Source organism: Anthropogastromicrobium aceti (assembly GCF_020687335.1).
In the GTDB taxonomy this organism is placed as follows: domain Bacteria; phylum Bacillota; class Clostridia; order Lachnospirales; family Lachnospiraceae; genus Anthropogastromicrobium; species Anthropogastromicrobium aceti.
This window is the reverse complement of sequence record NZ_JAJEQN010000010.1, coordinates 78775-95193: the sequence shown is the minus strand read 5'-3', so window position 1 is coordinate 95193 and position 16419 is coordinate 78775. Positions and strand designations below refer to the sequence as shown.

Here is a 16419-nt window from a genome sequence, read left to right as displayed (position 1 = left end):
TATATGGCGAGGTAACCACATGAGCAAAATAGAAGCATCGAAGATGCGATTTTGCGAATGGGGTTCTGAATAGTTACCCGTATATTACATTAATTCGCGGCAAGGCGCTGCTTAATGGAAACAGGAAGCACGCGAACCATTGCCATGACAAGCGCAAGGCTTACTGCGCGGTCACAAAAATCAGTTAAAAACTGAACAAGAACGATGCTTGCTGTCAGCCCAAGCGGTGTCTTTGCAGCCAGAAATTGAACAAGAATTGCAGAGCCAGATGAGGTTACTCCGCCAAAAAGAACTGTGCAGATAAAAGCGCTGACAACTGTTCCTGGAAGAGAGATCACAAAGGCACGTCCTATCATGATTGCGGCATCCTTAACGGTACTTATATGACCGAGTGACAAAATGCGCTGAAGCTTAGCACCGCCGCGAAGACCAGAAAAACCTGTGTGAGCAAGACCACTCATAAAACCAACGATCATGCCGACAGGTGCGAAATACAGTGAGTAAATATCACCAGTAAAAGCCATGATCAGACCACCAAGCAGACCAGGAATTAAGCCGCACCATGGTCCAAGCATGGCACCGATCATGATGGTTCCGATGCTGTCTAAATAAATTGGAAGACGAAGAGCAAGCGCAATCTGTCCGCCTATGACATTCATAACAATTGCCAGTGCAATCAAACAAATCTGATAAGTTCCAAGTTTTCTTCTATTATTATTTTCCATTTCAAATACCTCTTTTTATATGATATCAGGGTCAAAAGCTCCAAAAGCCGTTCGTGCTTGCACGATTAGGGTTTTGAGCTTGGGACCCGCAAAAACATGAGGATGCAGCGATTTTCAAAGAAAATCAGCGAATCCGAATGTTTTTAGAATTGCGAAAGTTGCATAGCAACGGAGCAATTCGTGGGTATCAGTTGGGGGCAAAATACCTTTTGACCCCAACATCATAAAATGATACAAGTTACGAATTTATGCGTACCTGCTTTGGACTTCGCACCATATCGGATAGAAGATCAAGCTCATCAGGAGTCTTATTAAGCAGGCGCGAGAAAAAGAAGGTAAAGAAACGGACAGGATCAGTCTGTGTCAACACCACGCTATTAGATTCCTTTTTATAGAAATTCATAGAGTCAACAACTGTTTGACCGATGCTTATGCCTCCTGTTTCAACAGCTGTGTAAGCATCAAAACCACTGCAAAGTGAATGATCAGCAAAATAGGCAACAGCAAGAGGATCATTGATGACGCATCCAATCATATGCTCCCATTCCCAATGAAAATCAAGGTAGAATTTCGTGATAGCCTCAACAAATGAGCCAGTTTTGCTGTCGAGACGCTTTAAATAAGAGATAAGATCTGGCGTAAGAACGATTTGTCTTGTCACATCGAGGCCAACCATATGGATAAGACGATTTTGCATGGCTGCTGTCTCATAGACAAGCGCAGCAGCATCAGGATCTGCCCAGTAGTTATACTCAGCGACAGGAGAACAATTGCCATGACTCTTAAAAGCACCGCCCATCGATACCAGTTCATCAATTGCAGCAAATGCTGCAGGATTTTTCTGGATGAGACGTGCAAGATTTGTCATCGGACCAAGTGCGATGACGCTGCAGTGCGTGTTAAGAATTGTTTCCTCAAGAAATGAGACGGCATCAGTGTGGAAAGAAAAGTTTTCCACTGGCTCAAGAAAGCTTTCACCTAAGCCATCAGCGCCGTGTGTGTCAAGCGCGTTTACATAGTCGCGCTTTAGTGGTGTGCGTTCACCAGTAAAAATTGGAATGTCAAGGCGATTCATTTGACGAAGCACCTTTGCAGCATTGCCTGCCCCCATTTCAGTCGGGGAATTTCCACAGACAATTGTGATTCCAAGCACCTCAATCTGATCGCAGGAGAGGGCAAGCATGATCGCAAGGCTGTCGTCGATGCCCGGATCACAGTCGATAATTACTTTTTTTCGCATAATAAGCTGTTCCTTTCTTTTGTGCAAAAGTCAGCAAAAAAAGCGCTGCCTTCGCACGAATTTGAACACCTCAAAAACTACAGCGAAAACAGCGCTCTTAAAAAAGAACGCTTCATCAGCCTAGTTTTTTATACTGGGAGGGTTTCGAACCAGTAGGCAAATCGCCTGTGCCCTATTATACTGACAAAGTTCGGATTTGTCCAGTTTTTTTGCAGCGATATTCACCCGGAGTCATTTTTGTATAGCGGCGAAAGACTTTAGCGAAATAGTTGCCATTTGCAAAACCGTTTTTGACAGCAATGACTTCTATAGTGTCAGTGCTTCCAAGAAGATCATTCATGGCAGACTGAATACGCATTCTATTTAAATATTGAACAGGAGCAATGCCCCATTCGCTGTGAAAAGAGCGGGACAGATGCTCAGAAGAAATATGGAGACGTTTTGCCACCTCATCAATACCGCCAATGGTTGCAAATTCCTTTTCCATTAAAAGAGCTGCCTGGCTGGCAGTGCTTTCAGTGTGAAAAGCAGCTGGATGGAGAACATGACGAAGCAGTCCACAGAGAAAGCCGTATAAAAATTCTCCGCCCTCATATGGCTGCAAATGCCCTCCGCTAATCATGCGTGTATGAAGAGCAAGCGCCTTTTGAATGCAGCTTGTCTGCGCGTCAATTGAAATAATACCGCCGCAGTGCTGCGTAAGCTTTTCAAAAAAGGGAAAAACAGCGCTTCCATCAAAATGAAGATAGAGAAATTCCCATGGTTCATCAGTTTTCTCAGGCAGATAATAGCAGCTTTTTTCGGGGATTGCAGCAAAAAAGGCTGTTCCGGGAGTAAGAAAAATAGTTTTGCCATTAGATTCATAAGCACCGCACCCAGACAGTGTATATTGAAAAAGATAACCGTGATAATTGGAGCGGCAGCTGTTATCAAAAAAGTATTCTTCCTTATAGCGGCTTTCAATTCCGCCGTCAAGAAGAACCATTGGTTCATCTGGCAAGCTTTCAAGATTTAATACACCAAATACGCCTTTTGTATAGTACATCAAAAAATTACCCTTTCATGTCAAGATTGTATTCTTTTATTTTTATATAAAGTGATTATAATAAAAAGTAAGAAAATACACAATAGTAAGGAGGATATCATGAACAAGAATGATTATGCACCGATTGCACCTATGGGCTGGAACAGCTATGACTATTATGACACGACAGTAAATGAAGAGCAGGTAAGAGCAAATGCTGCTTACTTGGCAGAACACTTAAAGGATGCCGGTTACGAGTATGTAGTAGTTGATATTGAGTGGTACGCAAAGAAGGCAGGCTCACAGAGAAATACTTATCAGTATATTCCATATTCTGATTTGGCAATTGACGAATATTCACGCTTACAGCCAGATCCGGAGCGTTTCCCATCATCAGCAGATGGCACGGGCTTTAAGGCACTTGCAGATTATGTACATAGCCTTGGCTTGAAATTTGGTATTCACATCATGCGTGGTATTCCAAGAATCGCTGCACATACACATATGGCAGTAAAGAAAACAGACTGGACTGCAAACCAAATTGCTGATCCAAGCTCTATCTGTGGCTGGAATCCAGATATGTACGGTGTGAGAAATTGTGAGGCAGGACAGGCATATTATGATTCATTGCTTGAAATGTATGCTGAGTGGGGAGTTGATTTCATCAAATGTGATGATATTTGCAACACAAATATTTACCCGCACAATCCATATTCTGCATCTCATGAGGTTGAAATGCTTGCAAAGGCAATCAAAAAGTGCGGAAGAAGTGTTGTATTGTCTCTGTCACCGGGACCAGCACTTATCGAGAAGGCATGGCACTATGAGAACAATGCAAACATGTGGAGAATCACAGATGATTTCTGGGATGATTGGAAGCTTTTGAAAAACATGTTTGAGCGCTGTGAGCTGTGGCAGAATCAGGTATCAAGAGGCAATTATCCAGATTGTGATATGCTTCCTATTGGAAAGCTGGGCAAAGGCTTTGGCGAAGAACGTGACACACGTTTTACAAAGGACGAGCAGCGCACAATGATGACACTTTGGTGTCTGTTTGGTTCACCGCTTATGATCGGTGCAGAGCTGACAAAGCTTGACGAGTGGACCCTTGGTCTTTTAACAAACAAAAAGGTGCTTTCAATGCTGACACCAGACTGCAAGCCGCACCAGATCGCAAGGGACGACAATCAGGCAGCATGGTCTGCACATAACGAAAAGACAGGTCAAACCTATGTTGCATTGTTTAACCTGTCTGAAGAAGTACAAATTGTAAATGCCGATATTGAAAGCATCATCGGAGCAGACGGCAGATGTCTATTCGAGCCAGACGCAGGACTTTCCTTAGAAGAGCTGTGGACAGGCAAGGTAGACAGCGCAGAAACAGCAGTAAGTGCAGAGCTAGCACCGCATAGCTGTGTAGTATATGAAGTGAAATAATTAAAATAGTGGTAATTAGAGAGAGGCGATGTCCCCAGCAAGCTCTTGAAGCGGCTTAGCATCCCAATCTTCCTTTACCATGAAAAGTGCATGATACAGGCGAGGAATGGTTCCTTCGGGAATCTCCTCGCCTTTTGTGTCAATGGGGTTTGGAAAGCAGTAACTTTTTATATTTGAACGAGTAAATATATTATAACTTAAATATTGAATAATAACTTAAAATAAGTTATAAAGCAGTATTTAAGTTATAAATAAAAGAAGTCAGCAAAATTTTTTAATGAAACTATATAATAATATAAATATATTAAAAAATAATATATTTATATATTGACATATATTGGAAAAGGTTGTATAATTCAAAATGTTTAAATGAGATACGGATTTAAACAGCATGTTTGCGCAAACAAGGAACTGGAGTCGCACTTTATGTTAAGGTGCAAAGGGATATTGTATTCACTGTTTAAAAATGTGAGTATGAGGAAGGAGGACATATGAGAATTAAAAAATTAGTTGCAGGAATGTTGGAGAAACTAACGCTATAAGTTATTAGGTTATAGGAAAGGAATTGTCTAATGGGAAAGATATTTTTGTTTTCTATAAGAAGAATGATTAGGCAACGCTGTGCAGTATGGTTTTTTTTAATGATCGGAATGACACTGCTAAGCTTTTGCATAAGTGTTATATTAGGTTTTGTGAGCAGGAGTTATTTTAATGAAACACAATTTGGAGCGAATGCATCGTTAGCAGTATGGTATGGAGAAAATGGCAGCAATCAGGAGGATGTTCAGCAACTGTTAGAGTCTCCAATTTCAGAACAAGCAGAAAATATTCTATTCATATCAAAAGATAAAAATATGCGTTTGATTGGATGGAAAGGATTTGGAATTGACCAGTGGTTTCCACATTCAACGGGACGCTTTTTCTCAGAGAAAGAGGAAAAAGATGGTGAAATGGTTGCGTATATTCATCATGATAAATATGATGCTTTAAATAGGAATATGAAATATGAGGGTGAAAATTATCATATAGTAGGTGCTGGTTTTTTGGAAGCATGGAATATATACAGTCCTATTTCAAACGAGTCACCACAGACACTTTTTTCAATGGATAATATGGAATTAGAAATAGTTCTTTTTCCATACACAACGTATTTAATGCGAAAAAATCCAGAGCTTGTGCTGATACATTTTCCAAATTCAACATATTCAGAATTGAAAAGAAGAAAAGAACAATTAGAAGATATATGTCAAAACGCAATAGTAACAATGCCACGTAGTAATACCGATATTTTTCTGCAAGAGCAGGTAATCAGCCGAGGAAAAATTGCCTTGATATTTATGGCAGTTATAGGAATTACGATGATACAGCTTATAACAGAATGGATTATTGGTAATTACAAACAGTATGTGATTTTTTATCAATGTGGAATTCACAGAACAAAAATCTTAATGTTGACTTTATTAGAATGGAATATAGAAGTGCTGATATGCAGTCAAGTAGCATCTTGCATACATAAATTTTTAATGCCAGTGCTAAAGATTTTTGGAGCAGATACACTTCCAATTTTCCTTTTAAGAATAGCATCAGTAGCAATGATTATAATAGCATCTTCAATTGTCGTAGGGCTGCAATTTATAAGATTGCCGTTTATGGGGAGAGAAATAGATGGGTAAAATAATATTAATTTGGCGTTTGTATGCGGCAAGAATATGGAAAGAAGTTTTTCTTATGATGCAGATTTTTTCGCTTATTATTTTTTTCGAAGCATCTTTTTATCCATTTAAAAAATGCATCCGCTTGTCACGTGACTTGGAGGCGTGTTTTAAGTTTGATACAGATAGAATATTGCATTTTGACCCGTATGCAGGAATAGAGGAAACAGGAGAAGTTGAAAGACAATACCAGAATACGGCATTTGAAAATGTAGTGAAGAAATGTGAAAAATATGTTGAAAGAATTGGAATGATTTCAGAGCTGCGTGCAGATATTATACAAGATGCGGAAACCTCACAAATTGCAAATTTAATTGTTTATTCAAAGGATTTGTATGAAATGACGGATCTAAAACTGAATGAAGGAGAGTTTGTTGAAAAAGACAAAAATGAAGATGAAATTGTTCCAGTAGTCGTTGCCGGTAAATTGGCAAAAGAACATAATATTGGTGATCATGTTCTTATGGATGTAAATTTAAATGGGGAGAAGGAATGTAAAATTGAAACTGTGATAACAGGAATTTTGAATGAAGAAAAGCCTATTATTACTATTCACTATGGTGGGACAACCAGACAGTTAGATACAATTGGATTTTATCCAGAAGATATGGAAGGGTATTCATTTGTATTGGCAGTAGAAAATGAAAAATTCAGTCAAATAAAATGGAATTATCCAATGCTGTTTAAGGTAAAAGAAAAAGTATCAGTAAAAGAGACAATTGAAGAAATGACAAAGATTTTGTCAGAATATGGAACCGTTAATACGTATAAGACATTGCGACAACAGTCATGGTATTGGACATCAATGGAACATCAATGGGAAATTTTGCTTTGTATTTTATTTATACCTGTTTTAATGTTTGGCTTTGGGGGATATTTGTTTATTCATTTGATACAAACCAGAGAACGAATGGCAATATTTTATTTAATGGGAATATCAAGGAAAAAAATTTTTGCTCTTTATTCAGCAGCAACAGAGCTGGTTATAGCAATACCTGTTTTAGCAGCAATGTATACAACAAATCCCATCATTAAAAATATTTATAATATCAGTAATCAAGCGAAATTTTCAGTAGGTACTTTCTTGTTCTTTTTTGTTTTTTCAATAGTGGCATTTGTTGTAAATGCAAGTATATTTATTATGAAGAAAAATAGCAACGCAGTCATGCTGATTAGCAGGGAGGGAATAGAGTGATACAGTTAAATCATGTATACAAAACTTTTTTTAAGGGAAAAGATACGGAAGTACATGCATTGGACGATGTAACGATGACAGTAAAAGATGGTGACTTTGTAACAATTACGGGGCCATCTGGATCAGGAAAATCGACGTTGATGCGCGTGGTAGAAGGGATGGAGTGTGCCGATCAGGGAAATTGTATTTTAAACGGAATAGATTTGGCAAAAAGTTCTGATAAAAAACGGGCTGAAATCAGAAATCAGAAAATGGGAATTGTCTTGCAAGACTTTGGATTATTTAATGATCAAACTGTTAAGCAAAATTTACAGTTACCTTTTTTAATAGCAAAAAGAAGTATAAAAAGTGCAAATATACGCGCGCAGGAAATTTTGGAATATTTGCATATTGCAGAGTTAACGAATCGGAAAGTACAGACGTTAAGTGGAGGGCAAAAACAAAGAGTTGCAATTGCCAGAGGACTTATGATGGATGCTAACCTGATTTTAGCAGATGAACCGACGGGGGCATTGGATCATAAAGCAACAGAACAGCTTATTTTTCTTCTGAAAAAATTAAATAAAGAAGGGAAAACAATTGTTGTTGTTACGCATGATATGGAAATGGCAAGGAGTGGTACTAAACAGTTTTACATGGAAGATGGAAAAATTTTTCCACTTTAAAAATGTTTAATGTTGACTTATAATGAAAAAAAGGTTATGTTATTTTAAGAAAATGACATTTTGTGAGAAAGCATGGACTGCTGCTTAGTATCACGTGTTGAATATAGATGGAGGAGAGGTTCAAGTGTGGGTGTAAAGGAAAATATAGGAAAAGGAACAATTGAACTTGTACTCATGTCTATGTTGTTAGAAGAAGATATGTATGGATATCAACTTGTTCAAAGTATATCAAAACTGTCGAATGGTGTATTGAGTATAAATACAGGTGCGATGTATACATCTTTATACAAGCTGGAGGAGGAAGGATATATTACTAGCATTAGTACAAAGGTAAAGAATCGTCAAATTCGTATTTATTATCATCTGACAGATAGTGGTCGAGATTACAGAGAAGTACTTCTTTCTGAGTATCTGGAACTACAAAAGGCAATGAATTGTTTACTCAAAATAGAGAAGAAAGAATAAGGATGACTATATGAAAAATGAAAAAAAGTATTATCGAGCAATCTATCGAAAATTGCCGTTAAGACGCACCGAGAAAAAGCAATATTTATCAGGATTGCTTGCTTCCCTTAATGAGTATGTAGCGGAAAAACCTGAGATAACCTATCAGGAATTAGTTGATACTTTTGGAACACCAGATAGTGTTGTAGCAGGAATATTAAATGTTTCAGTTGATGAGACACGCCGAATGGCTCAAAATAAAAGAAAATTGTATGTGCTGCTAATGGTAGCAATGTTAGCAGTTTGTTTGATTTTATGTTTTTTCTTGTTCAAAAAGCATGAAATCAAAATGATTTATGTGCAATCAGAAATTACAGAATATGAAAGTTGGCCGTTTGATGAATAAAAAGTTGATAAAACCACAACAAAAATAGGAAGCAAAACATATACATATTCTGATAAGACTGGAGAGGTTTTGTGGAAGTATACTGTGTATGGAAAATTATATTAGAAATTTAAAAAAGACTACATTGAATGTGGAACCAATGTAGTCTTAATAATTACTGGATGCATATACAATCAGCGATATCCTCAGCAAGCTCTTGTAGCGGCTTAGCATCCCAATCTTCCTTTACCATGAAAAGTGCATGATACAGGCGAGGAATGGTTCCTTCGGGAACCTCCTCGCTTTTTGTCTGCATTAATTTTTCAGCGAGTGCTTGGGCATTTTCCAAGATGGAAAGCTTTGCTTCGCGTATCTCATCAGGTGCATTCCACAAAAGTGACATATCATAATTATCAGTGTTGCCGCAGCGTGCCGTGCAGGTCGCGCAGCCTGGAGAGATGATCGCTTTTTCTTCATTTACGCGGCGGATCATGGCAGCGAGTGTTTGCTCATTTGCGCTTTTGTTTGCAGACACGCGAAGAGCTGTAAAAATAAGGCGGTCAGTGTCATCAGTCTTTGGATTGTTGGCACATGTACGGGCGAGGCCGATCACTGCGCCAAGCAGTTCATTATGCAGTGGTGTATTTGTACAAGACATAATTTAATTAGATCCTTTCTGTGCGAATTATTTCACCCTGTGGGGAAATAGTGGTAATCGTGCATGGGATTTGTTTGTCAGAGGCAGCGATTGCGTTTGCTACAGCTTTAGACAGTCCGCCGCAGCACGGAACCATCATGCGCACCAGATGAATGCTTTTAATTTTATTTGATGTAAAAATTTCAGTCAGCTTTTCACTATAGTCACCGTCATCAAGTTTTGGACATCCAATTAAAGTGATTCGTCCTTTAATGAAATCCTCATGGAAACGGCTGTAAGAATAAGCTGTACAGTCAGCAGCAATTAAAAGATCGGCATCATTAAAATAAGGAGCATTTACAGGAACAAGCTTAATCTGAATAGGCCACTGGGACAGGGCAGATGAACCGACAGCATCCAGATCGCGTGAAGCAGAGCTCGGGCAGGCATGAGCCGGAGCCTGCTGTGTAAAAGATTGAGCGCGAGAACCAGGACAGCCGGTGTGAACTGGCGCATCAGTTAATTTCAGCCCAGAGATAATGGAGGAAGTGGCAGCAGCTGGTGTTTTCACATTTGTTGTTTTCGCAGCTTTTTCTAGCTTAGCAGCTTCCACAGCAGCCGCATCATATGCTGGCGCCTCACGTGTCACAAACGAAATCGCGTCCGCAGGACATGCTGGAAGACAGTCGCCAAGACCATCACAGTAATCCTCCCTCATCAGCTTTGCTTTTCCATTAACCATCGCAATCGCACCCTCGTGGCAGGCATCTGCACAAAGACCACAGCCAATGCATTTTTCTTCATCAATATGTATAATCTGTCTAATCATATAAATTCTCCAATCCTAGGTTTTTTACACACTTACAGTTCACGGATAAAACAATATTTACGGCATAGCCCTAAGGTGAATGGATTTCACGAGCCGGACACTTGGAGCAGGTCTTTCAAAGTAATGTATAATAAGAAAGAACATAAAAGGAACCTGCGGAGTTTGGTCCGGCGACGAAACCATTGCACCGAAGGGCTTTCGTAACATAGTTTCGCGAACAGTAACACTACACATTTATAGTACCCAGAAAAAGGACTTTTTGCAATGGTATTTTTTGCATTTCTATGCTACAATGATCTAAGCAAAAACAGAAAGGTGGATGTGAAAATGGATTATCAGAAATGGGCGCAGGAGGTTGCGCAGAAAATCAAGATAAAGGAGCTTGAGGTTGCAAAACGAAACCGTGGAAAAATTCCATACACGGCAGAAAATGGTGCGTGGAATGATTGCTCTGGTGAAAAAATCGGCTGGTGGACAAATGGCTTCTGGGGCGGTATGATGTGGCAGCTCTACAAGGCAACTGGAGAGGAAATTTACCGTGAAAATGCAGAGGAGACTGAGGAAAAGCTGGATGCGGCGCTGAATAATTACTGGGTTATGGATCATGACAGCGGATTTCGCTGGTTGCCGACGTCTGTTGCCAAGTATCGTCTGACTGGTGACAAAAAGTCCGAAAACAGAGCTCTGATGGCTGCGTCTAACCTGGCAGGACGCTTTAATCCAGCAGGAAACTTTATTGTTGCATGGAATGGAAATGTTGATCCGAGAAGAAATGGATGGGCAATAATTGACTGTACAATGAATCTTCCACTTTTATATTGGGCGTATGATCAGACAGGAGATCCGAGATATTACCACATCGCAACAAAGCATGCAGATACTGCAATTAAGGCATTTATCCGCGAGGATGGCTCTGCGAGACATATTGTTGAGTTTGACCCGGTAACAGGTGACATTAACCGTTCCTACGGTGGTCAGGGCTATGCGAAGGGTTCTTCCTGGACAAGAGGTCAGAGCTGGGCGTTGTATGGCTTTACTTTAAGTTTTCTTCATACAAAGAAGGAGCGCTATCTGGATACTGCAGAGAAGGTAGCAGATTACTTTATTTCCTGTATTCCAGAGAGCGGCTTGATTCCGGTTGATTTTCGTCAGCCGTCTGACTGCAGCTGGGAGGATGATATCGCAGCAAGCGTGGCAGCGTGTGGTCTGATTGAGCTGTCTAAGGTGGCAAAAGAGTGGAAAAAGAAAACTTATCTGGATGCAGCAGTTCGCATGTTAAAGGCGCTTGACGAAAAGAGCTGCAGCTATGATATAAAGACAGACTATTTGCTAGAGCGCTGCACTGCAGCTTACGGTGATGAGAAACATAACTTCCCGATTGTATACGGTGATTATTATTATATAGAAGCAATTTGGAAGCTGACAGGAGAAGAATTGTTCATCTGGTAAAAATGGGAGGAAAATAATCATGGCATTTGTACCAAAAACATTGGATTACACAGTAAGCCCATATACGGGACTGACACGTCAGTCTTGGATTGAGGCAGGAACGTATCTATTAGAGGGCGTATTTCAAAACATTGCTCACTTTGAGGATCCAGTTGTTATGCCTCGAAAAGAGACAAAGGTAACTTACCCACACAGCGCTGACGCTGTATGGGAGTTTAAGGCAGAGTATTTTGAGGGACTTGCACGTTCCTTCTTTATCGCAGCACCGCTGATTCACGACAATCCAGACCTGAATCTGTGCGGTTATTCCATTCGCGATTATTACAAGTCACATGTACTTCGTGCATGTACAAAGGGCGATCCAGTCTCAGTAGGTCGCTATGAGGAGCTTCAGGAGATGGCTGGCGATTACAACAGAGCTTTTCAGCAGACAGTAGAGACATGTGCACTTGTCATTTGTCTGTGGGTTTGCAAGGAGGAGATCTGGGATACATACACAAAGGAAGAAAAGGATGTAATCGCTGAATTTTTAAGAGGTTATGCAGATGGAAATACAGTTCCGCAGAACTGGCGTCTGTTTAATATGCTCGATATGGCTTTCCTTGACATGGAAGGCTACGAGATTGATGAAGAGATCATGCTTGATCATGCACAGAGCATTCTTGCCTACTATGCAGGCGATGGCTGGTACAGAGATGGTCATTCATTTGACTACTATTCCTGCTGGGCATTTAATGTGTATGCACCAATATGGAATTTGTGGTATGGCTATGAGAAGCAGCCGTATATCGCAGCAAAGTTTGAGGAGCACTCCAATAAATTGATGGAAACATATGCCGATTTCTTTGACCGTGACGGATTCACCAATATGTGGGGCAGAAGCAATATTTACCGTAACGCAGCAACAAGCGCTTTTGACGGCAACTTAATGCTTCATAACAGCACAGCCGATCCAGGTCTGGCAAGACGTATTTCTTCTGGCTCTTTGCTTCAGTTTATGACAAGAGATGACTTCTTATTTAAGGGTGTTCCAACACTTGGATTTTATGGTCAGTTTACACCTCTTGTTCAGGGCTACTCATGTGCAGAATCTCCATTCTGGCTTGGCAAGGCATTTCTTTGTCTGCATCTGCCGGCAGATCATCCATTCTGGACAGCAATAGAAAATAATGGTACTTGGGAGACACTTGGAAGCAAGGACACCAAGGTTACATCATTAAATGGACCGGCACTTTGCTTCTCAAATCATCAGGCAAATGGTGAGACTATTCTTCGTACTGGAAAAGTTGTAAAGAATAAAAAAGATGAGCATGGCATGTGGAATTATTCAAAGCTTTGCTTTAACACCAAATATCCGTGGGAGGCAGCTGTTGCACCAGATATCGAAGCACAGCAGTATGTTCTTTATGATGGTGTTTCAGATGAAATTAAAAAGGGCAATGTAACATATTGGCATGGTCTTAAAAATGATGTGTTATATCGCCGTCAGTTCTTTAACTATGATTTAGAACATGAGTGTCATTGGATTCAGGCAATGAATCTGGCAGATTTTACAGTGCCTTATGGTGTTATACGTGCAGATAAGCTTCGTCTGTTTAGCTGTCCGATTCGCCTGACACTTGGCTCCTATGGTTTCCCAGACAATGGAACACAGATCATCGAAAAGACTGCAGATGGTGCAAAGGCAATCATCTTAAAGGGGCATGATCATACCGGAAGAGAAAAGCAGATGGCAATGACGATTTATGATGGATGGGATGAGCTAGAGATTGTTAAGAGCACAGGAACAAATCCAGATTCAGAAAACTCTATCGTGATTTACTCAAAGACTGCAAGAGAAAAGAAATATGGCTATCAGCCGTATGTACTTATTTCACAGATTATCACAAAGGAAAGTCTTGAGGATTTCACAGATGATGAGATTTTCCCAATTGAAAAAGTACATTATACAGATACGAAGAAGTGCGGAGGCTACGGCCCTGTAACCATTACACTAAAGGATGGAACAACACGCACTATTGATTTTGAAGGTATTGAGGGACAGCTGATTAGATAAGCTGGGAGCTTGACGCTGTTTATGTAACGAGAGCCACGAGGTATACCGACTGGCTCTCGAAAAGAGATAAGTGTAACAGAAAGAAGGCATAAAAATGCGTTTTTATACAGGAAAATTAGAAGGAAAACAGCAGCTTTTTGTAGGCTTTGAGAAAGATCCTTTTTTATATAAAATAGAAGATTACGGCATGAAATTTGCCGATATGACTGAGCTTGTATGCACGATTACTGATGAGCAGAAGGCTAGGCTTTTAAATGAGAGAGAGGGTAAGCGTGCCTATGCGTTAGATGAAATTCAGATTTTACCACCGATTGTGCGCCCAAGACAAGATGTGGTGTGTCTTGGAATCAATTATTCTGAGCATGCAAAGGAAGCAAGTGCATTTTCTAAAGAAGCATTCACAAAGGACAAGCCATACACTATTTATTTTTCAAAGCGTGTAAGTGAGGCTGCTGGAGATAAGGAGACGATTCCAAGCTATAAAGGCTTAGTGGACAGTTTGGACTATGAGGCAGAGCTTGGCGTTGTGCTTGGCAGGGATGCAAAGGGCGTAAAGGCAGAGGATGCAGAGAAATTCATCTTTGGCTATACGATCATTAATGATTTCAGTGCGCGCAATTTGCAGACACGTCATAAGCAGTGGTATCTTGGAAAGAGCCTTGACAAGCTGACTTCTATTGGCCCATGTATCGTGACAAAGGATGAGATCGGCAATGTTGCAGATCTTGGAATCAGAAGCTATGTAAACGGTGAGCTTCGCCAAAACAGTAACACAGGATTCATGATTCAGACAATCGGTGGTGCAGTTGAAGAATTGAGCGAGGGAATGACGCTTCTTGCAGGAACATTGATTGCGACAGGAACACCTGCTGGTGTGGGAATGGGCTTTAATCCACCGAAATTTTTAAAGACAGGAGATAAAGTGATCTGCGAGATAGACAAGATCGGACGTCTTGAAAATACAATTGGAGAATGAATTATTGACAGAAAAAGAAGACATAATTAGAAAGAAGATCTTATGAAAAACAACAAAAAATATGAAATAGATATGACAAATGGCACGATCATGGACAAACTCATTACATTTTCGCTGCCACTTATGCTGTCAGGCATTTTACAGCTGATGTTTAATGCTGTGGATATTATCGTGGTGGGACAATTCAGCGGCAGCCGACCGTTAGCAGCAGTCGGCTCAACGAGTGCGCTGATAAATTTGTTTACTAACTTTTTTATCGGTATTTCACTTGGAACTAATGTGCTGGCTGCACGTTTTTTTGCTTCCGGCAAGATAAAGGAAATGTCTGATACAGTCCATACTTCAATTCTTTTTGCTGCAATAAGCGGTGTTGTGATGATGATTGTAGGACTTTTATTTTCGCGTTTTGCACTTGAACTGATGGAAACACCTGATGAGGTCATTGATATGGCTGCACTTTATTTGAAAATTTATTTTGTCGGTGTGCCATTTTTTATGCTTTATAATTACGGTGCAGCTGTGCTTCGAGCCGTCGGAGATACAAGACGTCCACTAGTCTTTTTAGTGATATCAGGTGCAGTCAATGCCATTTTAAATATGGTATTAGTTATTTTATTTCATCTTGACGTAGAGGGAGTTGCAATTGCAACAGTGATTTCCCAGATGATTTCCTGCGTTCTTGTACTTCGCTGCCTTTGCAAAACAGATGCGTGCTATCAGCTTCATTTTTCAAAGCTGTCAATAAATGGAAAATATTTACGGCAGATTTTTCAAGTTGGAGTGCCAGCAGGAATACAGAGTACTGTAATTAATTTCTCTAATGTACTGCTGCAGTCATCCGTCAACTCATTTGGCTCAATTGCGATGGCAGGCTATACGGCAGCCAACAATTTGCTTGGATTTTTATATACCTCAATCAATGCTGTTACACAGGCGTGCATGAGCTTTACCAGCCAGAATTATGGAGTTAAAAAGACAAAGCGAATGGACCGTGTCCTAGTTGACTGCATCATTTTGTCAATTCTCATAGCAACAGTCATGGGCGGTGCATTTTATGTTTTTGGACCGCAGATATTAAGTGTCTACAATAAAGAGCCGGATGTAATTAAAAGTGGAATGGAAATCCTTTCATTTACAACGCTGACATATTTTTTATGCGGAATAATGGATCTTTTTCCAGGCGCAATGCGTGGAATGGGGCGCTCGGGCGTGCCAATGATTCTATCTATCATAGGAACAGTCGGCACTAGAATCTTTTGGATTTATGTTATCTTTCCAAGAAACCGCGCACTTGACGTATTGTTTATCTCATATCCGATATCATGGGGACTCACAATAGCAATGCAGGTATGCTGCTTTATAATCGTCAGAAGAAAAGTCCACAGAGAGATACAATAATATTTGAAGTTACAGTTCATGCGTCATGCAACGAAAGCCCTTCGGTGTAATGGTTTCGTCGCCGGACCAAACTCCGCAGGTTCCTTTTATGTTCTTTATTATCATACATTACTTTGAAAGACCTGCTCCAAGTGTCCGGCTCGTGAAATCCATTCACCTTCGGGCTTTGCCGCAATATTGGATTATCCATGAACTGTAAACATTTGACGCGGACTTTACATTATTTTTGCAATTCACGGGTTGAAAA

At 40.2% G+C, this 16419-nt stretch carries 15 protein-coding genes and 1 riboswitch; of the genes, 10 read left to right on the top strand and 5 right to left on the bottom strand.

What is annotated here, in order from left to right; all coding sequences use genetic code 11:
- Positions 1-89: 89 nt before the first annotated feature.
- From LKD48_RS05775 to LKD48_RS05765, 3 genes are all read right to left on the bottom strand, one after another.
- Positions 90-725: an ECF transporter S component gene (locus LKD48_RS05775; RefSeq protein WP_262536361.1), complete on the bottom strand. Its 636-nt coding sequence runs from the start codon at positions 723-725 to the stop codon at positions 90-92.
- Between the two features lie 238 nt (positions 726-963).
- Positions 964-1965 carry a nucleoside hydrolase gene (locus tag LKD48_RS05770; protein ID WP_066560163.1) on the bottom strand — a complete coding sequence of 334 codons (1002 nt, stop codon included), beginning with the start codon at positions 1963-1965 and terminating at the stop codon, positions 964-966.
- A gap of 114 nt (positions 1966-2079) precedes the next feature.
- Positions 2080-2124: riboswitch (PreQ1 riboswitch) on the bottom strand.
- Positions 2125-2140: 16 nt separating this feature from the next.
- Complete coding sequence (locus LKD48_RS05765; protein ID WP_308731492.1) at positions 2141-3010, bottom strand: AraC family transcriptional regulator; 870 nt, start codon at positions 3008-3010, stop codon at positions 2141-2143.
- 99 nt (positions 3011-3109) lie between these two features.
- Between LKD48_RS05765 and LKD48_RS05760 the strand changes: the two genes are divergently transcribed.
- The 6 genes from LKD48_RS05760 to LKD48_RS05735 all read left to right on the top strand — a co-directional run bounded on the left by LKD48_RS05760 (position 3110) and on the right by LKD48_RS05735 (position 8848).
- Complete coding sequence (locus LKD48_RS05760) at positions 3110-4426, top strand: glycoside hydrolase family 27 protein (protein ID WP_308731491.1); 1317 nt, start codon at positions 3110-3112, stop codon at positions 4424-4426.
- 572 nt (positions 4427-4998) lie between these two features.
- Positions 4999-6099, top strand: coding sequence for a hypothetical protein (locus LKD48_RS05755; protein ID WP_308731490.1), 1101 nt, complete (start codon positions 4999-5001; stop codon positions 6097-6099).
- Entirely contained in the window at positions 6092-7333 is a 1242-nt protein-coding gene (locus LKD48_RS05750; RefSeq protein ID WP_308731489.1) for a hypothetical protein, read from the top strand. The genes LKD48_RS05755 and LKD48_RS05750 overlap by 8 nt, the downstream gene beginning before the upstream one ends.
- Positions 7330-7998: an ABC transporter ATP-binding protein gene (locus LKD48_RS05745; RefSeq protein ID WP_308731488.1), complete on the top strand. Its 669-nt coding sequence runs from the start codon at positions 7330-7332 to the stop codon at positions 7996-7998. Before LKD48_RS05750 ends, LKD48_RS05745 begins: the two co-directional genes overlap by 4 nt.
- A gap of 126 nt (positions 7999-8124) precedes the next feature.
- Positions 8125-8463: a PadR family transcriptional regulator gene (locus tag LKD48_RS05740; protein ID WP_227101649.1), complete on the top strand. Its 339-nt coding sequence runs from the start codon at positions 8125-8127 to the stop codon at positions 8461-8463.
- 10 nt (positions 8464-8473) lie between these two features.
- Positions 8474-8848, top strand: coding sequence for a DUF6120 family protein (locus LKD48_RS05735; RefSeq protein ID WP_227101648.1), 375 nt, complete (start codon positions 8474-8476; stop codon positions 8846-8848).
- Between the two features lie 154 nt (positions 8849-9002).
- Here LKD48_RS05735 and LKD48_RS05730 read toward each other — a convergent pair whose 3' ends face one another.
- Both LKD48_RS05730 and LKD48_RS05725 read right to left on the bottom strand, forming a co-directional pair.
- Entirely contained in the window at positions 9003-9485 is a 483-nt protein-coding gene (locus LKD48_RS05730; RefSeq protein ID WP_308731487.1) for a hypothetical protein, read from the bottom strand.
- A 7-nt stretch (positions 9486-9492) separates the two neighbouring features.
- On the bottom strand, positions 9493-10293 hold the full coding sequence (locus tag LKD48_RS05725) for an ATP-binding protein (protein ID WP_308731486.1): 801 nt from the start codon (positions 10291-10293) through the stop codon (positions 9493-9495).
- 327 nt (positions 10294-10620) lie between these two features.
- Here LKD48_RS05725 and LKD48_RS05720 point away from each other — a divergent pair, with 327 nt between their 5' ends.
- The 4 genes from LKD48_RS05720 to LKD48_RS05705 all read left to right on the top strand — a co-directional run bounded on the left by LKD48_RS05720 (position 10621) and on the right by LKD48_RS05705 (position 16172).
- Positions 10621-11742, top strand: a complete 1122-nt coding sequence (locus LKD48_RS05720; protein WP_066560251.1) for a glycoside hydrolase family 88 protein — start codon at positions 10621-10623, stop codon at positions 11740-11742.
- Positions 11743-11761: 19 nt separating this feature from the next.
- Positions 11762-13798, top strand: a complete 2037-nt coding sequence (locus LKD48_RS05715; protein WP_308731485.1) for a DUF2264 domain-containing protein — start codon at positions 11762-11764, stop codon at positions 13796-13798.
- 94 nt (positions 13799-13892) lie between these two features.
- The gene (locus LKD48_RS05710) at positions 13893-14774 is read left to right on the top strand and encodes a fumarylacetoacetate hydrolase family protein (protein ID WP_308731484.1); all 882 of its coding nucleotides are present in this window, start codon (positions 13893-13895) and stop codon (positions 14772-14774) included.
- 42 nt (positions 14775-14816) lie between these two features.
- Entirely contained in the window at positions 14817-16172 is a 1356-nt protein-coding gene (locus LKD48_RS05705; RefSeq protein ID WP_308731483.1) for an MATE family efflux transporter, read from the top strand.
- Positions 16173-16419: the final 247 nt, after the last annotated feature.

What these genes read in the sequence shown, in the direction of transcription:
- LKD48_RS05750 (WP_308731489.1), top strand. Translation starts at nt 6,092, where the DNA reads ATGGGTAAAATAATATTAATTTGGCGTTTGTATGCGGCAAGAATATGG.
- LKD48_RS05770 (WP_066560163.1), bottom strand. Translation starts at nt 1,965, where the DNA reads ATGCGAAAAAAAGTAATTATCGACTGTGATCCGGGCATCGACGACAGC.
- LKD48_RS05755 (WP_308731490.1), top strand. Translation starts at nt 4,999, where the DNA reads ATGGGAAAGATATTTTTGTTTTCTATAAGAAGAATGATTAGGCAACGC.
- LKD48_RS05735 (WP_227101648.1), top strand. Translation starts at nt 8,474, where the DNA reads ATGAAAAATGAAAAAAAGTATTATCGAGCAATCTATCGAAAATTGCCG.
- LKD48_RS05720 (WP_066560251.1), top strand. Translation starts at nt 10,621, where the DNA reads ATGGATTATCAGAAATGGGCGCAGGAGGTTGCGCAGAAAATCAAGATA.
- LKD48_RS05715 (WP_308731485.1), top strand. Translation starts at nt 11,762, where the DNA reads ATGGCATTTGTACCAAAAACATTGGATTACACAGTAAGCCCATATACG.
- LKD48_RS05710 (WP_308731484.1), top strand. Translation starts at nt 13,893, where the DNA reads ATGCGTTTTTATACAGGAAAATTAGAAGGAAAACAGCAGCTTTTTGTA.
- LKD48_RS05705 (WP_308731483.1), top strand. Translation starts at nt 14,817, where the DNA reads ATGAAAAACAACAAAAAATATGAAATAGATATGACAAATGGCACGATC.
- LKD48_RS05760 (WP_308731491.1), top strand. Translation starts at nt 3,110, where the DNA reads ATGAACAAGAATGATTATGCACCGATTGCACCTATGGGCTGGAACAGC.
- LKD48_RS05725 (WP_308731486.1), bottom strand. Translation starts at nt 10,293, where the DNA reads ATGATTAGACAGATTATACATATTGATGAAGAAAAATGCATTGGCTGT.
- LKD48_RS05775 (WP_262536361.1), bottom strand. Translation starts at nt 725, where the DNA reads ATGGAAAATAATAATAGAAGAAAACTTGGAACTTATCAGATTTGTTTG.
- LKD48_RS05730 (WP_308731487.1), bottom strand. Translation starts at nt 9,485, where the DNA reads ATGTCTTGTACAAATACACCACTGCATAATGAACTGCTTGGCGCAGTG.
- LKD48_RS05765 (WP_308731492.1), bottom strand. Translation starts at nt 3,010, where the DNA reads ATGTACTATACAAAAGGCGTATTTGGTGTATTAAATCTTGAAAGCTTG.